The following is a 21,789-nucleotide window of genomic DNA, read 5'->3' as shown; positions in this document are numbered from 1 at the left end:
TGACTGTGGCCACTCGAGGGGATCTCGAGGGAGCCGCGTTGACCTCGCTGCTAGGCTGACAAGCGGCTGCCGACCCTGTGCGGGAGAGTCCTCCGGACACCGTTCGGGGGCGCCGAAGGAGCAAATCCTCCCCGGAATCTCTCAGGCACACGTACCGCACGGACGAGGCCACTCTGGAAAGCAGGGCGGGTGCATGGCTTCCGCTCTCACCGACGGTGAAAGCCGGGAGCCTTCGGGGTCCCGGTGAAGCTCTCAGGTTGAGATGACAGAGGGGGAGGCCGTCCGGGTACCCGCACCGTGGTGCCCGTCGAAGGTCGTGTCAGACCAGGAGGCCTCCGTAATGACCGCCCATCGCACTCCGCTCACCGAACTCGAACAGGGGATCCCGTTCGAGCAGCGCCACATCGGGCCCGACCAGGAGGCGCGGGCCAAGATGCTCGCGCAGGTCGGTTACGGCTCGCTGGACGAGCTCACCGCCGCCGCGGTGCCGGATGTGATCAAGAACGCCGACGCGCTCGACCTGCCCGGTGCACGCACCGAGGCGGAGGTGCTCACCGAGCTCCGTTCGCTCGCCGACCGCAACCAGGTGCTCGGTTCCATGATCGGGCTCGGGTACTACGGGACCTTCACGCCGCCCGTGATCCTGCGGAACGTGATGGAGAACCCGGCCTGGTACACGGCCTACACGCCGTACCAGCCCGAGATCTCGCAGGGGCGGCTCGAGGCCCTGCTCAACTTCCAGACCATGGTCGCGGACCTGACCGGACTGCCCACCTCCGGTGCCTCGCTGCTCGACGAGAGCACGGCGGCCGCCGAGGCGATGTCGCTGTCCCGGCGCATGGGCAAGAACAAGAAGGGGCTCTTCCTGGTCGACGCGGACGCCCTGCCGCAGACCATCGCCGTGATCGAGACCCGTGCCGAGCCGACCGGTGTGGAGGTCGTGGTCGCCGACCTCAGCGACGGCATTCCGGCCGAGATCGCCGAGCGTGAGATCAACGGCGTGCTCGTCCAGTACCCCGGCGCCTCCGGTGCCGTACGGGACCTCCAGCCCCTGATCGAGCAGGCGCACGAGCTGGGTGCCCTGGTCACCGTCGCCGCGGACTTGCTCGCGCTGACGCTGCTGAAGTCGCCCGGGGAGCTCGGCGCCGACATCGCGGTCGGGACCACCCAGCGCTTCGGTGTGCCGATGGGCTTCGGCGGACCGCACGCCGGCTACATGGCGGTGCGTGAGAAGTTCGCGCGCAGCCTGCCCGGACGTCTCGTCGGCGTCTCCGTGGACGCGGACGGGCACAAGGCGTACCGGCTGGCCCTCCAGACCCGTGAGCAGCACATCCGCCGTGAGAAGGCCACCAGCAACATCTGCACCGCGCAGGTGCTGCTCGCCGTCATGGCCGGCATGTACGCCGTCTACCACGGTCCCGACGGTCTGAAGGACATCGCGCGGCGCACCCACCGCTACGCGACCGTCCTCGCCGCGGGGCTCGCCGCCGGCGGTGTCGAGGTCGTGCACGGCGCCTACTTCGACACGGTCACCGCGCGGGTGCCGGGCCGGGCCGCCGAGGTCGTCGCCGCGGCGCGCGAGAACGGCGTCAACCTGCACCTCGTGGACGCCGACCGGGTCTCCCTCTCCTGCGACGAGACCACCACGCGCGACCAGCTGCGTGCCGTGTGGGCGGCGTTCGGGGTCGAGGCCGACATCGAGGCGCTGGACGCCGGTACCGAGGACGCCCTGCCCGAGGCGCTGCTGCGCGGCGACGACTTCCTGACCCACCCGGTCTTCCACCAGCACCGGTCCGAGACGGCGATGCTGCGGTACCTGCGCAGGCTGGCCGACCGGGACTACGCGCTCGACCGCGGCATGATCCCGCTGGGCTCCTGCACGATGAAGCTCAACGCGACCACCGAGATGGAGCCGGTCACCTGGCCCGAGTTCGGTCAGCTGCACCCCTTCGCGCCCGCCGAGCAGGCGCAGGGCTACCTCACGCTCATCCGGGAGCTGGAGGAACGTCTCGCCGAGGTCACCGGGTACGACAAGGTCAGCCTTCAGCCCAACGCCGGGTCGCAGGGTGAGCTGGCCGGGCTGCTCGCCGTCCGCGGATACCACCGGGCCAACGGGGACGAGCAGCGGACCGTGTGTCTGATCCCGTCCTCCGCGCACGGCACCAACGCCGCGAGCGCGGTCATGGCCGGGATGAAGGTCGTCGTCGTGCGGACCGCCGGGGACGGCGAGATCGACGTCGAGGACCTGCGGGCCAAGATCGAGCAGTACCGCGACGAGCTGGCCGTGCTGATGATCACGTATCCCTCGACGCACGGGGTGTTCGAGGAGCACGTCGCCGACATCTGCGCGCAGGTGCACGAGGCCGGCGGTCAGGTGTACGTCGACGGCGCCAACCTCAACGCGCTCGTCGGGCTCGCCAAGCCGGGCCATTTCGGCGGCGACGTCTCTCACCTGAACCTGCACAAGACCTTCTGCATCCCGCACGGCGGCGGCGGCCCCGGTGTCGGGCCGGTCGGGGTGCGCGCCCACCTGGCGCCGTACCTGCCCAACCACCCGCTCCAGCCCGCCGCCGGGCCGGAGACCGGTGTGGGGCCGATCTCGGCCGCGCCCTGGGGTTCCGCGGGGATCCTGCCGATCTCCTGGAGCTATGTCCGGCTCATGGGCGGCGAGGGGCTCAAGCGCGCCACGCAGGTGGCGGTGCTCAGCGCCAACTACATCGCCAAGCGGCTCGAACCGCACTACCCGGTGCTCTACACCGGGCCCGGCGGGCTGGTCGCGCACGAGTGCATCATCGATCTGCGGCCGCTGACCAAGGCGACCGGGGTCAGCGTCGACGATGTCGCCAAGCGGCTCATCGACTACGGCTTCCACGCGCCGACGATGTCGTTCCCGGTGGCCGGGACGCTGATGATCGAGCCGACCGAGTCCGAGGACCTCATCGAGCTGGATCGATTCTGCGAGGCGATGATCGCCATCCGCGGGGAGATCGAGAAGGTCGGTTCCGGCCACTGGCCCGCCGAGGACAACCCGCTGCGGAACGCGCCGCACACCGCGCGGGCGCTCGGCGGTGAGTGGGAGCACGCGTACACGCGCGAGGAGGCCGTGTTCCCGGCCGGGGTGTCGCCGGCGGACAAGTACTGGCCGCCGGTGCGCCGGATCGATCAGGCCTTCGGTGACAGGAACCTGGTGTGCTCCTGCCCTCCGATGGACGCCTACGACGACTGAGCCGGTTCGTCGGGAAGGGCCCTGCGTTTGCGCGGGGCCCTTTTCGCGGTCCTCGGTCGGTCAGGTGCGGTCGATATGTACGTTCGTCGACTTCACCCGGGCCGTGGCCTCCATGCCGACCTCCAGGCCGAGTTCCTCGACCGCCTCGCGGGTCAGCAGGGAGACCAGCCGGTGCGGACCGGCCTGGATCTCGACCTGGGCGGCGACGTCGCCGAGTTTGATCGCGGTGACGATGCCGGGGAAGGCGTTGCGGACCGAGGTGTACGACGGCTCCTCGTCGCCGGTGTCGCCCCGGGCCAGCTCGACCGAGAAGGCGGCCAGGTCCTGGCCGTCGATGAGCCGGCGCCCGCCCTCGTCGCGGTGGGTCGCCACCCGGCCCGCGTCCGCCCAGCGGCGAGCGGTGTCGGGGCTCACGCCGAGGAGCCGGGCCGCCTGGCCGATCGTGTACGACTGCATGCGGATCACGATAGGGCCGGGGGACGGGGAACCGCGGACGGGGGCGGGCGAAGGATGACGTGACGGGGGCGCGGGCGCGTCCGGGGGAGCGGTGCGACGGGGTGTCAGCCTGTGTGGACCCGGGGGCGGTGGGCCCGGTTCGGTTCCGCCTCGCGCAGGACCTCTCTGGTCACCGGGGCGACCTCGCCCTGGCCGAAGAGGAGGAAGCGGAGGAAGTTGGCGAAGGGGTTGCCCTCGGTCCACTCGAAGTAGATGTGCGGGGTGCGGCCCGTGGTGTCGCGGACGTGGAGGAGCAGGGCCGCCAGGGCGTTGGGGATGGAGGAGGACTCCAGCGTCAGGACGCGGTAGCGGCCATGCAGGATCTCGCCCCGGACCGTCAGACCGGACTCGAACTCCGAGGGGTCGAGGACCGTGACCTCGACGAAGACGAAGTCCTCCTGGCCGGGGATGTCGTTGTCCTCGCGGATCTGCTCGATCTTGTCGCGGTACTCGGCCTTGTCGCGCTGGTCGGGCTCGTTGGCGATGAAGCGGATCTTGCGGTGGGCCATGTCCCGGACGAAACGTTCCGCCAGGGGGTCGAGCGTCACGCTGGTCACGCGGAGCTCGAAAGCACGGGCCAGTCGGGAGAGCAGGGAGACCAGGATGATGCCGGCGATGAAGCAGGCGCCGATCTTCACACCGTCCGGGCGTTCGATGACGTTGACGACCGTGGTGTAGAGGAAGACCGCCGAGATGACCGCGAAGCCGATGGTCCAGCCCCGCTGGCCGGCCTTGCGGGCGGCGATGGTCACCGCGATCGCGGCGGAGCTGATCAGGACCAGGACGCCGGTGGCGTAGGCGCCGCCCTGGGCGTCGACGTCGGCGTCGAAGATCCAGGTGACCAGGAAGGCGATCAGCGTGAAGACGATGACCATGGGGCGCACGGCTCTGGCCCAGTGCGGGGCCATGCCGTAGCGGGGCAGGTAGCGGGGCATCAGGTTCAGCAGGCCGGCCATGGCGGAGGCGCCCGCGAACCACAGGATGGCGATGGTCGAGACGTCGTAGAGCGTCCCGAAGGCGCCACCGAGGTACTCGTGCGCGAGGAAGGCGAGCGCGCGGCCGTTGGCCTGGCCGCCCGGTGCGAACTCCGACTCCGGGATGAGGAGGGTGGTGATGAAGCTGGTGGCGATCAGGAAGCAGCTCATGATCACGGCGGCGGTGGTGAGCAGCTTCTTCGTGTCACGGATCCGGCCGGCCGGGTTCTGGTCGGTGTCGCCGGGGTCGCCCTTGACGTGCGGCATGACCGCGACGCCGGTCTCGAAGCCGGAGAGGCCGAGGGCGAGCTTGGGGAAGACGATCAGGGCCACGCCGATCATCACGAAGACGTTGCCGTGCTCGTGGGTCAGCGCGGACGACCAGTCGGTGATCACATGGCCCGCGGTGAGGACGTGCCACAGACCGACGCTCACCACCACCACGTTCAGGGCGAGGTAGAGGCCGACCAGGACGACGGCGACGCCGATCGCCTCCAGGAAGCCCTTGAGGAACACCGCGCCGAGCAGGGCCACCAGGATCAGGGTGATCAGCATCTGCTGGTCGTGCAGGGCGCTGTTGAGGTGCGGGTTCTCGACCAGGTGGGTCGAGGCGTCCGCGGCCGACAGCGTGATGGTGATGAGGAAGTCGGTGGCGGCGAAACCCAGCAGGGTCAGGACGAAGAGCTTGCCCTTCCAGAAGGTGAGCAGACGCTCCAGCATCGCGATGGAGCCCTGGCCGTGGGGGCTCTCCTCGGCCACCCGGCGGTACACGGGGAGCGCGCCGGCCAGGGTCACGACCACCAGGACGATCGTCGCGATCGGGGACAGCAGGCCCGCCGCCAGGGCCGCGATGCCGGGTTGGTAGCCGAGGGTGGAGAAGTAGTCGACGCCGGTGAGGCACATGACCCGCCACCAGGGCCGGCCCTGGTGCTCCGGCTCGGACGCGGATGGCTGCGTGGGTGCCACGGGTGCTACGGGCTCCACGGGCTCCGCGGCGGGCTCCACGGGCTCCAGGCGTTCCCTGCGTTCCCTGCGCTTCGTGGGGCCCGTGGGGTCCATGGCTTCCGCGGGCCGGGCGGGCTGGCCGGGCTGGGCCGGCTGAGCGTGGGCCATGTCCGAGAGGCCTTCCAGCATCCAGGTGCGCAGGCGACTCGGTGGCGCGGGTTCGGGGGTGGCCATCGGGGGCTCCTGGTGTGCGGCTCAGCGTGTGGTTCGGCCGTCACGCGGACGGCCGCATCAGCGTAAGCGGAGAGTGATGCCTGGGCCCTCGGATGCGGGTGGGGAGCGCGTCAAGCTTCCGTTAAGACTCCCTCGGCGGCGCCTCGCGAGCTGTATGTGTACGGATTCGCCCCGCTTTGAGGGGGATTGGGGGCGCAAGAGAGTGATCCGGGTGTCGGGAGTGGCGGACACCCAGAGTCATGCTCCGTCCCGCTCCTCGGTCGGACCCCGGGAGCAATCGTAACGTTCGGCAGATCATCCGAATGTTTCGCAACAGATGGCGCTCGGAAGGAAGGGTGCGCGCGGCGCTGGGCGGCGGTTGCGGTGGGCTGTCGCCGTGGTGCTCGCGGTGGATCGCTGTCGTGCCGCCTGGTGTCCGCCGGGGGTGGTGCGGTGGAGGAGCCGGCGGCCGTCGCTCGGCGCCCGCATCGACTCCCGCCCCCGCGGGGCGACTTCGGCACCGCCCGATCCGGCCCCGTGGGGCGGGTGTCGGAACCCCCCGGTCCGGGCCGATCGATGCGCAATGGCTCGCAAGCCGGGGAGTCGGGCGCAGATTCACCGCGTACAAGGGGTTGCCACCGTTTGGCAGCTGTCTCTAGGGTGCGGCAACAACGAACCTTTCTGGATCAACTCCGAAACTTTCGGTCCCGTGGGCGGTCACAGACGTGCCGTCCCGTACCCAAGGAGCACACCATGGGCGACCCGGCACTGTCCCGCCGCGGCTTCCTGGCGGCGTCCGCCGCGGCCGGTCTGGGCATGACCGCACTGAGCGGCTGCGGTGACTCGGACGACGGGAGCTCGTCCGACGGGACGACCACCGTCGAGTGGTGGAACATCTCCACCACCGAGCCCACGAAGACGGTCTGGGCGGGTCTGGCCAAGAAGTTCGAGGCCCAGAACCCCAAGGTGAAGATAAAGATCGTCCAGTTGGAGAACGACGCCTACAAATCGAAGATGACGGCGCTGATCGCCTCCGGGAAACTCCCCGACATCTTCCACACCTGGGGCGGCGGCGTGCTCAAGCAGCAGGTCGAGGCGGGCCTCGTGGAGGACCTCACCGACCGGACCAAGCCGTGGTCGGACGGCCTGCTGGAGGTCGCCAAGCAGCCGTACCTGATCGACGACCGGGCCTACGGCGTCCCGTTCGACATCGGCATGATCGGCTTCTGGTACAACAAGGCGCTCTTCAAGCAGGCCGGCATCAGCGAACCCCCCGCCACCTGGGGCGCGTTCAAGGAGGCCGTGAGCAAGCTGAAGTCGAAGAAGATCACGCCGATCGCCCTCGCCGGCAAGGAGAAGTGGCCCGGCATGTACTACTGGGCCTACCTCGCGATGCGCACCGCCGGCGCCGAGGCCCTTCAAAAGGCCTACGAGGCCCAGGACTTCACCGGCGACGACTTCGTCCAGGCCGGCCAGCACCTCCAGGAACTCGTCGATCTCCAGCCGTTCCAGAAGGGCTTCCTCGGCGCCGCGTACTCCTCGCCGACCGGCCAGGCCGCCGCCGTCGGCAACGGCAAGGCCGCCATGGAACTCATGGGCCAGTGGGCGCCGGTGGTCCAGGCCGACGCGGGCAAGGGCCTCGGCGACGACCTCGGCTTCTTCCCGTTCCCCGCCGTCGAGGGCGGCAAGGGCGCCATCACCGAGGTGTTCGGCGGAGGCGGCGGACACGCCCTGCGCAAGGGCGCCCCGCAGGCGGCCGTGGACTTCCTGAAGTTCTTCGCCTCCGAGGCCACCGACCTCGAACTCGTCAAGAAGACCGGTGTCCTCCCGGTCGTGCCCAGCGCCGAGAGCGCCATCGCCGACCCCAACATCAAGGCCGTACAGGCCCAGTTGAAGGGTGCCACCGGCTTCCAGCTCTACCTCGACCAGGCCTACGCGCCCGCCGTCGGCCAGGAGGTCAACGACAGCGTGGCGGCGCTGATCGCCGGGTCCAAGTCCTCCCAGCAGGTCGCCGAGTCGATCACCAAGATCGCGAAGGAAGAGCAGTAACAGCCGATGACCTCCACGTTCCTCCCGGACAAGCGGAGCGGCCCCGACGTCGGCCTCCCGCCCCCGGCCGCCGGTGCGGCCAAGGGGCGGGCCCGGCGACGGGCGCTCCACTGGCTCACCGCCGTCGGCTTCCAGGTGCCCGCCCTGGTGCTGTTCATCGGGCTCGTGCTGCTGCCGATGCTGTTCGCGCTCTACGCCGCGTTCTTCCGTTGGGGCGGCTTCGGCATGCCCTCCGACTACATCGGCACGGAGAACTTCACCCAGCTCCTCGACAACCCGGTCTTCGTGGGCGACCTGTGGCGCTGCCTGGTCCTGGTCGTTCTCTCGCTCGCCGTCCAACTGCCGTTCGCGCTCGCCATGGCCGTGCTGCTGAACCAACGGCTGCGCGGCCGGGCGGTCTACCGGATGCTGTTCTTCGCGCCGTACGTGCTCTCCGAGGCCATCACCGGTGTGCTGTTCGGCATGATCTTCGCCCCGGACGACGGTCTCGCCGACCACTTCCTCGGCGGTATCGGCCTGGACGGGCTGGGCGGGGAGTGGTTCGCCGACCCCTCCAACGTCATGGCGACCCTGTTCCTGGTCATGACGTGGAAGTACTTCGGCTTCCACATGATGCTCTACCTGGCCGCACTCCAGTCCGTGCCCAGGGAGTTGACCGAGGCGGCGCTGATCGACGGGGCCAACTCCTGGCAGCGGTTCCGCAGTGTCACCCTGCCGCTGCTCGCGCCCACCCTGCGCATCAGCGTGTTCCTGTCCGTCATCGGGGCGATCCAGCTCTTCGACCTGGTCTGGGTGACCACCCAGGGTGGCCCCGACCATCACTCCGAGACCATGGCCGTGACCATGTTCCAGTACGGCTTCAAGCGCTACCAGGTCGGTTACGCCAGCGCGATCAGCGTGGTCATGTTCGGCATCTGCCTCGTCTTCGCCCTGGCTTACCAGCGGTTCGTGCTCCGACGGGACCTCGAAGGGGCCACCACGACGATGAGGGGAGGCGGCAAGTGAGCCGCAAGACCACCCGGACGCTGCCGTTCCACGCGATCCTCGTCGCCGTCGGCGCGGTGATGGTCACCCCACTGCTGTACGCGGTCGTCTCCGGCTTCAAGTCCACCGACGAGCTCTCCCGCAACCCCTTCGGGCTGCCCGAGAAGTGGCTGACCGGCAACTACACCGACATCCTCGGGGCGAGCGAGTTCTGGCGGCTGCTCGGCAGCAGCACGCTGATCGCGGTGGCGACGACCGTGATCGTGGTCGCGGTCTCGGCGCTCGCCGCGTTCTCCTTCGCCCGGTTCGCCTTCCGGGGGCGCGAGGCGCTGTTCACGCTGTTCACGATGGGGCTGATGTTCCCCTTCGCGGTGGCCGCGCTGCCGTTGTTCCTGCTGCTGCGTTCGCTGGGCCTGCTGGACAACCCGCTGGGCGTGATCCTTCCGCAGGCCGCGTTCGGACTGCCGATGACGATCATCATCCTGCGCGCGTTCTTCCGGGAGATCCCCGGGGAGCTGGAGGAGGCGGCCACCCTCGACGGGTGCAGCTCGCTGGGGTTCCTGTGGCGGGTGCTGCTGCCGATGGCGCGGCCCGCCCTCGGCACGGTCTCCGTGCTCGCCGTCGTCACCAGCTGGAACAACTTCATGCTGCCGCTGCTGGTGTTCACCGAGAACACCTGGTGGACGCTGCCCATCGGTGTCCAGCAGTTCCAGGGCCAGTACTCCGCGGAGTACGCCCGTGTCTTCGCCTACCTCGTCCTGGCGATGGTCCCCGCCCTCGCCTTCTACTCGGTCGCCGAGCGCCAGCTCGTCGGCGGCCTCACCGCCGGCGCCACGAAGGGCTGACGGCGTCACCCGTACGGCTCGCCCACCCCCGCACGTGAGGAGTCGCACCATGCGCAAGAACCGTCTCAGACTCGCCGGCGCTCTCGCCGCCTTCCTGGTGGCCGCAGGCGTCGCCACCGGTCCAGGCGCCCAGGCCCACGAAAGTGCCGCGGCCCACGGCAAGAAGCCCACCCTCGCCGACCTCGCCCAGCGCCACGGCCGCTACTTCGGCAGCGCCACCGACAACCCCGAACTCGTCGACGAGCCCTACAAGGCCATCCTCGGCAGCGAGTTCGACCAGATCACGCCGGGCAACGGCATGAAGTGGTACGCCACCGAGCCCGAGCAGGGCGTCTTCGACTTCTCCCAGGGCGACGAGATCGTGAACCTCGCCCGGGCCAACCACCAGAAGGTGCGCGGCCACACCCTCGTCTGGCACAGCCAACTGCCCGACTGGCTGACGAGCAGGCAGTGGACGGCGCCCGAACTGCGGGCGGTCCTGAAGAAGCACATCCAGACCGAGGTACGGCACTACCGGGGCAAGGTCTTCGCCTGGGACGTCGTCAACGAGGCCTTCAACGAGGACGGGACGTACCGCGAGACGGTCTTCTACAACACCCTCGGCCCCGGCTACATCGCCGACGCGCTGCGCTGGGCGAGGCAGGCCGACCCCAAGGTCAAGCTCTACCTCAACGACTACAACATCGAGGCGGTCGGCCCGAAGAGCGACGCCTACTACACCCTCGCCAAGGAGCTGAAGGCGCAGGGCGTCCCGCTGGACGGCATCGGACTCCAGGCGCATCTGGCACTGCAGTACGGCTATCCGGCCACCCTGGAGGACAACCTCCGCCGCTTCGCCCGGCTCGGGCTCGACACCTCCCTCACCGAGGTCGACATCCGGATGATCCTGCCCGCGACCGAGGAGAAGCTGGCCGAGCAGGCCCAGTGGTACGCCGATCTGACCGACGCCTGCCTCGCGGTGCGCAGGTGCGTCGGCATCACGATCTGGGACTACACCGACAAGTACAGCTGGATACCGGCGTTCTTCGAGGGCCAGGGCGCGGCGCTGCCGTGGGACGAGCAACTCCAGCCGAAGCCGGCCTACTTCGCGATCAGGGAGGCACTGAAGAAGAAGTAGCGGCGGTTCGCTGAGGCGCCCGGCGGCTGGGCAAGGAGGGGAGTCCGCCGGGGTGCGGCCCGACCCGGCGGTGTGGCCCACCGCCGGGCCGGTGCCGTGTCAGTGCGCGGGGGGTGCGGTGCTCGCCCTGACCACGAGCTCCGTGCCCAGTTCCACCCGGGGCGAGTCCGGCTGTTCGTCGCGGGCCAGCTTCAGCACGGTGCGGACGGCCAGCTTGCCCATGTCGGCGAGGGGCTGGCGGACCGTGGTCAGGGGCGGCGCGGACCAGCGCACTTCCGGGAGGTCGTCGAAACCGACCAGGCTCATGTCCTCGGGCACCCGGAGCCCGCGCTTGCGCAGCGCCTCGATCGCGCCGAGCGCCATCTGGTCGCTGGCCGCGAAGACGGCGGTCGGCGGTTCGGGCAGGTCGAGGAGGGTGTTGCAGCCCTCGAAGCCGGACTCGGGGTGGAAGTCGCCGGGGACGACCAGGCAGTCGTCGACCGTGAGGCCGGCGCCCTCCAGGGCCGCGCGGTAGCCGTCGAAGCGGGCCCGGGAGCACAGGAGCCGGGGCGGTCCCGCGATCAGGCCGATCCTGCGGTGGCCCAGCGCCAGCAGGTGCTCGGTGGCCGCCATGCCGCCCGACCAGTTGGCGGCGCCGATGGTGGGGGCGTCCAGCGTGGGGGAGCCCGCCGGGTCGACGACGACCAGGGGGACGCCGAGGATGCGCAACTCCTCGTGCAGCACCGGCTCCAGGACCGAGGTGACCAGGATGACGCCGTCGGAGGCGCGGGCCCGGAGGTTGCGCATCCATTCCCGGGCGTCACCGGAGCGGCCGTGTATCGCCGAGACCACGGTGCCGACGCCGGCCGCGTGCGCCACCTCCTCGACCCCGCGGATGATCTCCACCGCCCAGGGGCTGTCGAGGTCGTTGAAGACGAGGTCGAGCAGTGCGGCCTTGTTGCCGGAGGAGAGCGCGCGCTTGCGGTAGCCGTGGCGTCGGAGCAGTTCCTCGACGCGGGCCCGGGTCCGGGGGGAGACGTCGGAGCGGCCGTTGACGACCCGGGAGACGGTCGGCACGGAGACGCCGGCCTGCCGGGCGATCTCGGTGATGGTGACCCGGCCCCCGGCCCCCGCACCCCCCTCGGTGCCGACCTCGTGTGCTGCCAACTCCCCACCTCCGTCGACGGATCGAAACTTCCAGGAGTCTTCCGGAAAACGGGCGGCGATGGGAAGGGCGTACCGGAACGGAGTGGGAGGGGTGTGTCCGGACCAAGGGGGTGGCTCGGGCCGGAACCGAGGGGGAGCGTGTGCCCGGTGGTGACCGCGCGCCGCACGGTGCGCTACGCGCAGTGATCGCCACCGGACACGTGTCGGGGCCGGTGCGCAGCGTGGCTGCGACCGGCCCCTCGATCGGCCGGGCGGTCGGTCAGCCGCCCGGCGTCGCCTCAGGCGGCGGTCATCACCTTTTCGGTTCCCAGTGGGCGGTGCGGGTCGATGATCTTGCCGTCGGGCAGAAGCTCACCGGTGTCCTCGAAGAGCAGAACGCCGTTGCACAGCAGGCTCCATCCCTGCTCCGGGTGGTGCGCCACGAGTCGGGCGCCCTCCCGGTCGGCGGACTCTGCGGTCGGACACGGTGGCTGGTGCTGGCACATGGGTGGGATCTTTCGCTTTGTCGTGGTTTTCATGGCCGCCCCCGTTGTGATAAGTCGGTCGGAACCAGTGTTGCCCCACGGGCGCCAATCCGCAGGCATTTCGCGGCACCGCCCCTCACAGGTTCATGACGCGTCACCCGGGCGGACGGTTCATCCCAACTGCGCTGTCTGTTCGGGTGGTTCGGGATGGCCGGATGGGGCTAGTCCGGACGGGGTGCGGGCAGGAAAAAGGCTCGTACGAGCCCTGTCGCGCTCGTACGAGCCTGCTTTCTCGATCCGGTGTGCGGCTGGGGCTCCTGCTTTCTCGATCCGGTGTGCGGCTGGGGCTTCGGAGGTCAGGCGAGCTGCCCCAGCAGGGGGGCCGGGGTCGCGCGATGGCTCAGGACGGGGAGCAGTTCCGCGACGCGGTGCGGCCGGTGGGCGGCGATGCCGGGCGGTGCGGGCGCGAGGGGGATCAGCAGGTCGGTGGCGGCGGGGTGGCCGGTCGCGGCGTCGGCGGCGGGGTCGCCGTGCAGCCAGAGGGTGAGCATGTAGAGGCCGGGGACCGACAACAGGCGGGGCTGGTAGGGCTGTTGCATGGTCTCGGCCTGGCGCAGGGCGCGCTCGGTCGAGGCGATGTAGGGGCCCTCGAAGAAGTGCGAGAAGGCCCAGCCGTCCGGGGTCAGCCGGGTCTCGGCGGCGGCCACGGCACGGTCCTGGCAGCGGATCAGAAAGCGCCAGCCGGTCAACCGGGTGGCGGAGGCCCCCGCGGCGGTGATCTCGTCCAGGACGTGGACCGGCAGGGGCAGTTCGGGTGTCAGGGGCCCCTGGGCGGTGCGGAGGGAAGGGGTTCGGGCCTCGCGGACGGCGGTGGGCGAACCGAGTGCGGTGAGGACGGAGCGAAGTGCGGGCGCGGGAGCCGGGGGGACATGCAGCGGCATGATGGGTCGCCTCTCATTCGACAGGCACAGGGGCGCGAGGGCGTGGGCGGACGGCGCTGTCAGCTCGCGGGGTCAGACAGGCGGGGGCCGGGTCCCGGTGCGTGGGGTGTGCGTGAGAGCTGCCGTACGTCACCTCGACGGCAGTTCGAACAGACCGTGGGCGCCAACCTTCTGCCTCGCTCGCGGAGTTTATACGACACGTGTTCAGACGGTGTTTCGTCTAGACGTATCCGGTGTGAAGAGCAAGGGCCCATTCGGTCGGCGATACGCGGAAATCATCCCGATTCTCGGTGGCGACACGCGTGATGACCTGGCTGAATACCGGGCAAGTGGTCGGCTAATTGTCGTCGGCGTTTTTCACGAGGCGTGGGGGGAACCCGAAACTGCGCAGTGCCGCATGCCCGGTGAATGTGCCGCAGGTCACGTGCGACAGCGTAGCGGGCGCCGGGCCGGCGCGGGGACGTTATCGATCGTCTCCACGGGGCATCATCCCACGTGACCCGACATCGGCGGCCGGATCCTCGGCCCGCCGCCCAGCCCAGGAAAGGACGCTTCGATGGGGGAGAAGGTCGCGGCAGGCCGGTTCGACCTGTCCGATCGGCAGCTGTACCGCGACAAGCTCCGCACGTGCCTGACGGGACTGGAGCGCTTGCTGGCGGAGAAGCGGTTCGATCGCCCGAAGAACCTCATGGGGCTGGAGATCGAACTGAATCTCGCCGGTACCGACGGCATGCCGAGAATGCTGAATGCGGAGGTCCTGGAAAGGATCGCCAGCCGAGATTTCCAAACAGAACTCGCCATGTTCAACCTGGAAGTCAACATAGCCCCACACGCTTTGGGGGGCCGGGTATTCGACCGGCTCGCCGAGGAAATCCGCACGTCCCTGGCATATGCCCATCGGAAAGCGGGGGAGGTCGACGCCGGAATCGTGATGATCGGCATTCTGCCGACGCTCGACCGGGACGACGTGGTCTCCTCCAACCTCTCCGACGTCGACCGCTACGCGCTGCTCAACGACCAGATCGTCGCGGCCCGCGGTGAGGACTTCGTCCTGGACATCGAGGGGGTCGAGCACCTCGTCTGCACCTCGAAGTCCATAGCGCCGGAAGCCGCCTGCACCTCCGTGCAACTGCACCTCCAGGTCACCCCGGGCCGCTTCGCGGACGTGTGGAACGCCGCGCAGGCCGTCACCGCCGCGCAGATCGCCGTGGGGGCCAACTCGCCGTTCCTGTTCGGGCGGGAGCTGTGGCGCGAGTCGCGGCCGCCGCTGTTCACGCAGTCCACCGACACCCGCCCGCCCGAACTCCAGGCGCAGGGCGTCCGGCCGCGGACCTGGTTCGGGGAGCGGTGGATCTCCTCGGCGTACGACCTCTTCGAGGAGAACCTGCGCTACTACCCGGCCCTGCTGCCGATCTGCGACGACGAGGACCCGCTGGAGGTCCTCGACGCGGGCGGGATCCCCCGGCTCGCCGAGATGGTCCTGCACAACGGCACCGTCTACCGCTGGAACCGCCCGGTCTACGACATCGCCGACGGCGTCCCGCACCTGCGCGTGGAGAACCGCGTCCTGCCCGCCGGCCCCACCGTCACCGACGTCATCGCCAACGCGGCCTTCTACTACGGCGTGGTCCGCGCCCTCGCCGAGGAGTCACGGCCGGTGTGGACCCGGATGCCCTTCGAGGCGGCCGCCGCCAACTTCGACGCGGCGTGCGAGCACGGCATCGAGGCCCGCTTCGACTGGCCGCGGCGCGGGCGGTACGGCGGCATGGCACAGGTCGACGCCGTCACCCTCGTCCGGGACGAACTGCTGCCGCTCGCCGCGGCCGGCCTGGACGCCTGGGGGGTGGACCCCGCGGACCGCGACTTCTACCTGGGCGTGATCGACGAGCGGTGCCGGCGGCGGGCCAACGGGGCGACCTGGCAGGCGGCCACGTACCACCGGGCGCTGGAGACGGGCCTCGGCCGGGATGCCGCGCTGGCCGCGACCACTCGGCGCTACGCCGAGCTGATGCACCTCGGAGAGCCGGTGCACACCTGGCCGGTGGGGCTCCCGGAGCCGGCGCCGCTCGGGTGAGGCGTGCGGGGGCGAGGGTGCGGCGGCCGGCTCAGCCGAGCCCGCTGCCCTTGGCCCCCGCCGCCACGATCGCCTCCAGGATCACCTCGTGGATCTGCGCCGGGTCCGTGACCTCCTGGCCGGTGCCGCCGGTGGCCCGCGCGATCTGCTGCGCCTCCTCGCGGTCGGCGTCCGGGCCGACCGCGATCATGATGAGGGGGACCGGCCGGTCGGGGTCCACGAGCTGCTGGAGCCGGCTGACGAGGACGCCGCGGGAGATGCTGCCGGGGTCCTGGTTGACGCCGTCGGTCAGCACGACCAGGGCGTTGAACTTGCCCTCGGCGTAGGAGGACGTGGCTTCCTCGTAGGCGGCGAGGGTGGTGTCGTACAGGCCGGTCGCGCCGTTGGGCACCGGGGCCAGGTCGCTGAAGGCCGCCGACAGCCGGTCGCGCTGGGTCGCGCCGTCCTTGCTGTCGCCGAGGCGGCCGGTCGGCACCAGGACGCGGTAGTCCCGGTCACCGTCCAGCTTCGTGGAGAACTGCCACAGGCCGATCTCGTCCTCGGGCGTGAAGGTGGCGAGCGCCTGGAGCAGGGAGGCCTTGGTCACGTCCATGCGGGACCGGCCCGTGCCCGGGACCCGTTCGGACATGGAGGACGAGGCGTCCACCACCGTGGTGATCCGCGCGCTCTGCACCGTGATCGTCCAGGTGCCCAGCGCCTCCTGGAGCGCCACCTCCGAGGCGGGCTTGAGGGCGTACTGCCCGTACGGCTGCGGGGTGCTGCCACCGGCCCGCGTCACCAGTGACCGCGGCACCTCGTCGGCGGAGGTCCGGAAGCCGTACTTCTCCATGAGCCGCCGCTGCTCGGGCTTGTGCAGGTAGTTCATGAACCGCAGCGCCGCGCGGCTCTCGTCGGTGGTCAGCTCCGTCTGGTCGACCAGCAGATAGGGATAGTCGAGCCGGGGCGAGCCGTCCTTGGGGTAGAAGAGGTCGAGGCCCTCGCCGTTCGTGCCGGAGTTGTACGCGAACGCCGCCTGCTCGCTGAGAATGAGCGCCTGGTTGCGCTTGGGGTTGCCCCGCTCGGTGCCCGAGGAGTCGCGCGGCAGGGTGTCCAGGACCTGGGTGTCGCTGTCGACGGTGCGCTGGGAGAGGGCCTTCATCATGGCCGCGGCCTGGGTGTCGCCGCCCTTGACCTTGGCGGCGCCGGAACTGAGCTGGGTGAGCGCCAGCAGCCCGGTCGCACTTCGCGCGGGGTCGGCGGCGCCCAGCTTGACGGAGTCGGCCCGCATCGTGGCGCCGACCAGTTCGATCCAGCTGTACGACTTCCGCGGCCAGCCCAGTGACTTCGCGGCCTGCGGGACCATCGCCACCCCGACCGGGCTGGAGGCGAGGCTGCCGGCCGGGGTGACCTCGGTGGCCCTGGTGTTCGCCGCGATCCGCTTGACCCACACCTCCGAGTCGGGCACCCAGACCTGGACATCGGTCTCGCGGCCCGCCAGCAGGGTGTCGGTGAGCTTGGCGGAGTCGCGGGCGGTCACCTCGACGTCCACGCACCGGCCGTCCGAGGTGAGGCTGCTGTCCCGGGCCCGCTTCGCCGCGGCGCGCAGGGCGGGGGCCATGTCGGGGGAGGCGGCGAGCCTCAGGTCCACCGCGTCGTCCTGGCAGGAGGAACCGAAGGAGAGCAGTCCGCTCTGCACCGCGGCCGCCGTGCCGCCCGCGGCGGCCAGGACGAGCACCGTCACCAGGGCCACCGTACGGCTGCGGGCGCGCGGGCGGGGGTCGCTGCCGCCCGCCCCGTACTGATCGGGCAAGCTGTGACGTCCCATGACGGTGGTGCCCCTCCCTGTCGTACCTGCTGCCGGTCCCACGGCCGTAGGGCAGGCAAAGGGGAGGTCAGCCCCGTACGGTGTCCGTCCCCCAACGGCCTGTCGCGCACGATCTTCGCAACTTCTTTCGAGACCCTAGCGGGGCGGCGATGGGGATGGGACGGGATTACTGAATTGGAGTCAGGTGTGCAGGGAGAGGCGGGCCTCATGGCCGATTCTTTTCCGGAGAAGGGCCTTTCGCGACGGATCCTCCGTGACGAGACACTGCTCGTTCTGGGGCTTTCGCTCGGTGCGAGCGGAGTGTCCGCCCTGATCAGCTTTGTCGGATCGGTCACCAGACCGGGCGGCCTCAAGGACCAGGCGGCCACCCTCAACGCCTCGGCCGCGCCCGGTCGCCCCTGGCTCGATCTGGCCTGGCAGCTCTTCGGGATCGCCTCGTCCCTCGTGCCCGTGGCCCTCGTCGCGCACTTCCTGCTGCGCGAGGGCGGCAGCCTGCGCACCCTCGGCTTCGACCGCACGCGGCCGTGGCCCGACCTCGGCCGCGGCGCGGCGATCGCCGCGGTGATCGGCAGTACCGGAATCGCCTTCTACCTGGCCGCACGCGGCCTGGGCTTCAATCTCACGGTGGTGCCGGAGGCGCTGCCGGAGGTGTGGTGGAAGTACCCGGTGCTGATCCTGTCCGCGATGCAGAACGCGATCCTCGAAGAGGTCATCGTCGTCGGCTATCTGCTGCGCCGACTGGGGCAGCTGGGCTGGACGCCCGTGACCGCGCTGGTGGCCAGTTCCGTACTGCGCGGGTCGTACCACCTCTACCAGGGCATCGGCGGCTTCATCGGCAACATGGTGATGGGCGTGGTCTTCGTCCTCCTCTACCGCCGGTGGGGCCGGGTGGGTCCCCTGGTGGTGGCGCATTCGCTGCTCGACATCGGGGCGTTCGTCGGCTACGCGCTGCTGGCCGGGAAGGTGGGCTGGCTGCCGACGGCGTGAGCGGCCGGCAGCCCGGTGCTCAGACCAGCAGGTCGCCCTCGATGGTGGTGACCGCTCGGCCGGTGAGCAGCGTGCGCTCGCCCACCACCCGGGTGCGGACCCGGCCCGCGCGCGGCGAGGCCTGCAGTCCGGTCAGATCGGTCCGGCCCAGGCGCTCGGACCAGAACGGCGCCAGCGCGGTGTGGGCGCTGCCGGTGACCGGGTCCTCGTCGATGCCGACGTTCGGGAAGAAGCAGCGCGAGACGAAGTCGTAGCCCAGGCCGGGGTTCTCGGCGCGGGCGGTGGCGATGATGCCGCGCTCCGAGTAGGCGCCCAGGGCCCTGTGGTCCGGCGTCAGGGCGTGCACGGTCTTCTCGTCGGCGAGCTCCACCAGCAGGTCGCCCACGTTCGGGCCGGTGTCGAAGGCGGACAGCGGTGCGGCGCCGAGGGCCGTCCCGACGCCGTCCGGGACCTCGACGGAGGTGAGCGGGGCGGTCGGGAAGTCCAGGGTGATCGAGCCGTCCTCGCCCGGCGTCGCGACGAGGACACCGCTGCGCGTCGCGAACCGCACCGGGCCCTCGTGGGCGCCCGTGGTGTGCAGGACGTGGGCCGTGGCCAGCGTGGCGTGCCCGCACAGGGCGACCTCCGTCCTCGGCGTGAACCAGCGCAGCGCCCAGTCGGCCGCGCCGCCCTCGGGAAGGCGGTGCGCGAAGGCCGTCTCCGCGTGATTGACCTCCAGAGCGATGTTCTGCATCTGGTGGTCGTCCGGGAAGGCGTCCAGCAGCAGCACCCCGGCCGGGTTGCCGGCGAAGGGGCGATCGGTGAAGGCGTCGACGATTCGGATACGCATGACGCCGACGCTAGAGGGCCGAGAATCCGCGGGCCAAGGCCAATTCCGGGTCACTGGACCGATTTGAGGACCGGGAGGCCGGTGCGAGCGCCGCGGCACCGCCGTGAGGCAGGTCTGGACGCGCCTCGGGTCGTCAGCGCGTCCCGCTGAGGCACGTCTGGACGCGCCTCGGAGACGGTGCGACCGTCGTCAGCGCGTCCCGCGTCCCGCGTCCACGAGGTTTTCTGGAGGCCGTCATGTCCCAGCCGTCCGTTCTCGCCGCGCTGCTGTCCGGGCTGCGGAGCGGTGCGATCAAGGTCGTCGATCTGACGGCGCCGCTGTCGTCGCGGACGCCGGTGATCCGGTTGCCCGAGGAGTTCGGGCAGACGCAGGTGTTCGAGCTGGAGGAGATCAGCCGGTACGACGACCGGGGGCCCGCCTGGTACTGGAACAACTTCCGCACCGGCGAGCACACGGGCACGCACTTCGACGCGCCGAACCACTGGGTCACCGGCAAGGACCTCGCCGACGTGGCCTCCGTGCCGGTGGGGCGGCTCATCGCGCCCGCGGCCGTGCTGGACTTCTCCGCCCTGGCCGCCGAGGACCCCGACTTCCTCGTCGAGGTGGACCACATCAAGGCGTGGGAGGCCGACAACGGGCCGTTGCCGGAGGGCGGTTGGCTGCTCCTGCGCACCGGCTGGGACGCGCGCTCCCACTCCCAGGAGGAGTTCCTCAACGCCGACGAGAACGGCCCGCACACCCCGGGCCTGTCCCCGGAGTGCGCCCGCTGGGTGGCCGAGGAGTCCCCGGTCATCGGCCTCGGCACCGAGACGGTCGGCACCGACGCGGGCGCCGCCCACTCCTTCGACCCGGTCTTCCCGTGCCACTCCCATCTCCTGGGCAACGACAAGTACGGGCTCACCCAGCTGCGGAACCTGGCCGAGCTGCCCGCCACCGGCGCGGTGGTCGTCGCGGGCCCGCTGCCGATCCTGAAGGGCTCCGGTTCCCCCGCCCGGGTGCTCGCCCTGGTGGAGCGGTCATGAAGGTCGCCGAGGCCGTCGGGCGGGCCCTGACCGCGGCCGGCGTCGAGCAGGTGTTCGGCGTGGTCGGTTCGGGCAACTTCCACCTCACCAACGCCATGGTGGCCGCCGGCTCCCGCTATGTCGCCGCCCGCCACGAGGGCGGCGCCGCCACCATGGCCGACGCCTACGCCCGCACGAGCGGGACCGTCGCCGCGCTGAGCGTGCACCAGGGGCCCGGCCTGACCAACGCCCTCACCGGCATCACGGAGGCCGCCAAGAGCCGTACCCCGCTCCTCGTCCTCGCGGCCGAGGCGACCCGGCGCACCTCCAACTTCCACGTCGACCAGGGGGCGTTGGCGGAGGCGGTGGGCGCGGTCACCGAGCGGGTGACGTCCCCGCACGCCGCGGTCGAGCAGGCCCGCGCCGCCGTACGGCGTACCCTGCACGAGCGCCGTACCGTGCTGCTGAACCTCCCCCTGGACGTGCAGGTCCTGGACGTCCAGGACACCGCCGCGATCGCCGTGGCCCCGCCACCTCCGCGAGCCGCCGTCGAGCCCTCGGAGTCCGATGTGTCGGCCCTGACCGCGGCCCTGGCACGCTCCCGGCGCCCGGTCTTCGTGGCCGGCCGCGGCGCCCGCTCACCCGGTGCCCGAGAGGCACTCACCGTGCTCGCCGACCACCATGGCGCGCTGCTGGCGACCTCGGCCGTGGCCCACGGCCTGTTCCACGACAACCCCTGGTCGCTCGGGGTCTGCGGCGGATTCGCCGCGCCCCTCGCCGCCGAACTGGTCCAGGGCGCCGACCTGATCGTCGGCTGGGGCTGCGCCCTCACCCTGTGGACCACGCGGCACGGCCGCCTCATCGGTCCGGACGCCACCGTCGTCCAGGTCGACGACGACGTCCGCGCCCTCGGCGTCCACCGGGAGATCCACCTCGGCGTGGTCGGCGACGTGGCACGGACCGCGCGGCGCGCCCTGGACGCGGGCGGCGCGCCACGGGAGGGGTATCGCGCCGCGCCCGTCGGCGCACAGGTGCGGTGGCGGGAGGTGGGGCACGAGGACGAGAGCACCCGGGACCGCATCGACCCGCGGACGCTGAGCATCGCGCTCGACGACATCCTCCCGGCGCAGCGGGTCGTCGGCGTGGACTCCGGGAACTTCATGGGTTACCCGACCGCGTATCTGTCGGTGCCCGACGAGAACGGCTTCTGCTTCACCCAGGCCTTCCAGTCCATCGGCCTGGGCCTGGCGACCACCATCGGCGCGGCCCTGGCCCGCCCCGACCGGCTGCCGGTGGCCGCGCTCGGCGACGGCGGCGCGCTGATGGGCGCCGCCGAGCTGGAGACCGTGCGCAGGCTCGGGCTGCCGATGGTGGTCGTCGTCTACGACGACGAGGGGTACGGGGCGGAGGTGCACCACTTCGGACCGGACGGCTTCCCGCTCGGCACGGTCACCTTCCCGCCGACCGACATCGCCGCGATCGCCCGGGGGCACGGCTTCGAGGCGGTCACCGTCCGCTCCCCGGCCGACCTGAAGGCGGTGGCGGACTGGGTGGCGGGGCCGCGGTCGGCACCGCTGCTGGTCGACGCCAAGGTGACGGCGGACCACGGGGCGTGGTGGCTGGAGGAGGCGTTCCGCGGGCACTGACGGGGCGCCGCGACGGCAGAGCAGACGGGCGAGGGGCCGCGTGCCGGGT

16 protein-coding genes and 1 riboswitch are annotated in these 21,789 nt (G+C 70.9%); of the genes, 9 read left to right on the top strand and 7 right to left on the bottom strand.

The genetic code is table 11. The features are described 5' to 3' along the window. The first annotated feature begins 70 nt into the window (after positions 1-70). Positions 71-167, top strand: a riboswitch (glycine riboswitch). Between the two features lie 173 nt (positions 168-340). Continuing rightward, positions 341-3,226, top strand: a complete 2,886-nt coding sequence (gene gcvP, locus ACH41F_RS31600) for an aminomethyl-transferring glycine dehydrogenase (RefSeq protein ID WP_398838543.1) — start codon at positions 341-343, stop codon at positions 3,224-3,226. 60 nt (positions 3,227-3,286) lie between these two features. On the opposite strand, the gene ACH41F_RS31595 is transcribed toward gcvP, so the two are convergent. Together ACH41F_RS31595 and ACH41F_RS31590 are read right to left on the bottom strand one after the other, a co-directional pair. Continuing rightward, positions 3,287-3,682 (bottom strand): molybdopterin-binding protein, encoded by a 396-nt coding sequence (locus ACH41F_RS31595; RefSeq protein WP_398838541.1) that lies wholly within the window; start codon positions 3,680-3,682, stop codon positions 3,287-3,289. A gap of 104 nt (positions 3,683-3,786) precedes the next feature. Continuing rightward, complete coding sequence (locus ACH41F_RS31590) at positions 3,787-5,874, bottom strand: amino acid transporter (protein ID WP_398838539.1); 2,088 nt, start codon at positions 5,872-5,874, stop codon at positions 3,787-3,789. A gap of 732 nt (positions 5,875-6,606) precedes the next feature. Here ACH41F_RS31590 and ACH41F_RS31585 point away from each other — a divergent pair. Genes ACH41F_RS31585 through ACH41F_RS31570 form a run of 4 tightly spaced genes read left to right on the top strand, consistent with a single transcriptional unit; the run spans position 6,607 to position 10,848 of the window. Beyond that, positions 6,607-7,902 (top strand): extracellular solute-binding protein, encoded by a 1,296-nt coding sequence (locus tag ACH41F_RS31585; protein WP_391237143.1) that lies wholly within the window; start codon positions 6,607-6,609, stop codon positions 7,900-7,902. A 6-nt stretch (positions 7,903-7,908) separates the two neighbouring features. Beyond that, positions 7,909-8,907 (top strand): carbohydrate ABC transporter permease, encoded by a 999-nt coding sequence (locus tag ACH41F_RS31580; protein ID WP_398838536.1) that lies wholly within the window; start codon positions 7,909-7,911, stop codon positions 8,905-8,907. A gap of 59 nt (positions 8,908-8,966) precedes the next feature. Beyond that, on the top strand, positions 8,967-9,731 hold the full coding sequence (locus ACH41F_RS31575) for an ABC transporter permease subunit (RefSeq protein WP_391237203.1): 765 nt from the start codon (positions 8,967-8,969) through the stop codon (positions 9,729-9,731). 49 nt (positions 9,732-9,780) lie between these two features. After that, positions 9,781-10,848, top strand: coding sequence for an endo-1,4-beta-xylanase (locus ACH41F_RS31570; RefSeq protein WP_398838534.1), 1,068 nt, complete (start codon positions 9,781-9,783; stop codon positions 10,846-10,848). Between the two features lie 99 nt (positions 10,849-10,947). On the opposite strand, the gene ACH41F_RS31565 is transcribed toward ACH41F_RS31570, so the two are convergent. From ACH41F_RS31565 to ACH41F_RS31555, 3 genes are all read right to left on the bottom strand, one after another. Continuing rightward, entirely contained in the window at positions 10,948-11,994 is a 1,047-nt protein-coding gene (locus ACH41F_RS31565) for a substrate-binding domain-containing protein (RefSeq protein ID WP_391237135.1), read from the bottom strand. Positions 11,995-12,272: 278 nt separating this feature from the next. After that, positions 12,273-12,479, bottom strand: coding sequence for a DUF5999 family protein (locus tag ACH41F_RS31560; RefSeq protein ID WP_391237132.1), 207 nt, complete (start codon positions 12,477-12,479; stop codon positions 12,273-12,275). A gap of 335 nt (positions 12,480-12,814) precedes the next feature. After that, on the bottom strand, positions 12,815-13,399 hold the full coding sequence (locus tag ACH41F_RS31555; RefSeq protein ID WP_391237129.1) for a hypothetical protein: 585 nt from the start codon (positions 13,397-13,399) through the stop codon (positions 12,815-12,817). A gap of 556 nt (positions 13,400-13,955) precedes the next feature. Between ACH41F_RS31555 and ACH41F_RS31550 the strand changes: the two genes are divergently transcribed. Further along, the gene (locus ACH41F_RS31550; RefSeq protein WP_391237126.1) at positions 13,956-15,473 is read left to right on the top strand and encodes a glutamate--cysteine ligase; all 1,518 of its coding nucleotides are present in this window, start codon (positions 13,956-13,958) and stop codon (positions 15,471-15,473) included. Positions 15,474-15,504: 31 nt separating this feature from the next. Here ACH41F_RS31550 and ACH41F_RS31545 read toward each other — a convergent pair whose 3' ends face one another. After that, a complete protein-coding gene (locus ACH41F_RS31545) occupies positions 15,505-17,277 on the bottom strand; it encodes a substrate-binding domain-containing protein (RefSeq protein ID WP_391237123.1) in 1,773 nt (590 codons plus the stop codon). Positions 17,278-17,463: 186 nt separating this feature from the next. On the opposite strand from ACH41F_RS31545, the gene ACH41F_RS31540 reads away from it, so the two are divergent. Then, positions 17,464-18,264 carry a type II CAAX prenyl endopeptidase Rce1 family protein gene (locus ACH41F_RS31540; RefSeq protein WP_391237120.1) on the top strand — a complete coding sequence of 267 codons (801 nt, stop codon included), beginning with the start codon at positions 17,464-17,466 and terminating at the stop codon, positions 18,262-18,264. A 19-nt stretch (positions 18,265-18,283) separates the two neighbouring features. Here ACH41F_RS31540 and ACH41F_RS31535 read toward each other — a convergent pair whose 3' ends face one another. Then, the gene (locus ACH41F_RS31535; protein ID WP_391237117.1) at positions 18,284-19,093 is read right to left on the bottom strand and encodes a PhzF family phenazine biosynthesis isomerase; all 810 of its coding nucleotides are present in this window, start codon (positions 19,091-19,093) and stop codon (positions 18,284-18,286) included. A gap of 236 nt (positions 19,094-19,329) precedes the next feature. Between ACH41F_RS31535 and ACH41F_RS31530 the strand changes: the two genes are divergently transcribed. Next, positions 19,330-20,115, top strand: coding sequence for a cyclase family protein (locus ACH41F_RS31530; protein ID WP_391237114.1), 786 nt, complete (start codon positions 19,330-19,332; stop codon positions 20,113-20,115). Beyond that, complete coding sequence (locus ACH41F_RS31525) at positions 20,112-21,740, top strand: thiamine pyrophosphate-binding protein (protein WP_398838529.1); 1,629 nt, start codon at positions 20,112-20,114, stop codon at positions 21,738-21,740. Before ACH41F_RS31530 ends, ACH41F_RS31525 begins: the two co-directional genes overlap by 4 nt. Positions 21,741-21,789: the final 49 nt, after the last annotated feature.

It is taken from the genome of Streptomyces sp. NPDC020489, from assembly GCF_044386545.1.
Taxonomy (GTDB): domain Bacteria; phylum Actinomycetota; class Actinomycetes; order Streptomycetales; family Streptomycetaceae; genus Streptomyces.
This window is presented reverse-complemented; position numbering and strand designations above follow the sequence as displayed.

What these genes read in the sequence shown, in the direction of transcription:
- ACH41F_RS31595 (WP_398838541.1), bottom strand. Translation starts at nt 3,682, where the DNA reads ATGCAGTCGTACACGATCGGCCAGGCGGCCCGGCTCCTCGGCGTGAGC.
- ACH41F_RS31580 (WP_398838536.1), top strand. Translation starts at nt 7,909, where the DNA reads ATGACCTCCACGTTCCTCCCGGACAAGCGGAGCGGCCCCGACGTCGGC.
- ACH41F_RS31585 (WP_391237143.1), top strand. Translation starts at nt 6,607, where the DNA reads ATGGGCGACCCGGCACTGTCCCGCCGCGGCTTCCTGGCGGCGTCCGCC.
- ACH41F_RS31570 (WP_398838534.1), top strand. Translation starts at nt 9,781, where the DNA reads ATGCGCAAGAACCGTCTCAGACTCGCCGGCGCTCTCGCCGCCTTCCTG.
- ACH41F_RS31530 (WP_391237114.1), top strand. Translation starts at nt 19,330, where the DNA reads ATGTCCCAGCCGTCCGTTCTCGCCGCGCTGCTGTCCGGGCTGCGGAGC.
- ACH41F_RS31550 (WP_391237126.1), top strand. Translation starts at nt 13,956, where the DNA reads ATGGGGGAGAAGGTCGCGGCAGGCCGGTTCGACCTGTCCGATCGGCAG.
- ACH41F_RS31560 (WP_391237132.1), bottom strand. Translation starts at nt 12,479, where the DNA reads ATGTGCCAGCACCAGCCACCGTGTCCGACCGCAGAGTCCGCCGACCGG.
- ACH41F_RS31535 (WP_391237117.1), bottom strand. Translation starts at nt 19,093, where the DNA reads ATGCGTATCCGAATCGTCGACGCCTTCACCGATCGCCCCTTCGCCGGC.
- ACH41F_RS31555 (WP_391237129.1), bottom strand. Translation starts at nt 13,399, where the DNA reads ATGCCGCTGCATGTCCCCCCGGCTCCCGCGCCCGCACTTCGCTCCGTC.
- ACH41F_RS31575 (WP_391237203.1), top strand. Translation starts at nt 8,967, where the DNA reads ATGGTCACCCCACTGCTGTACGCGGTCGTCTCCGGCTTCAAGTCCACC.
- ACH41F_RS31525 (WP_398838529.1), top strand. Translation starts at nt 20,112, where the DNA reads ATGAAGGTCGCCGAGGCCGTCGGGCGGGCCCTGACCGCGGCCGGCGTC.
- ACH41F_RS31545 (WP_391237123.1), bottom strand. Translation starts at nt 17,277, where the DNA reads ATGGGACGTCACAGCTTGCCCGATCAGTACGGGGCGGGCGGCAGCGAC.
- gcvP (WP_398838543.1), top strand. Translation starts at nt 341, where the DNA reads ATGACCGCCCATCGCACTCCGCTCACCGAACTCGAACAGGGGATCCCG.
- ACH41F_RS31590 (WP_398838539.1), bottom strand. Translation starts at nt 5,874, where the DNA reads ATGGCCACCCCCGAACCCGCGCCACCGAGTCGCCTGCGCACCTGGATG.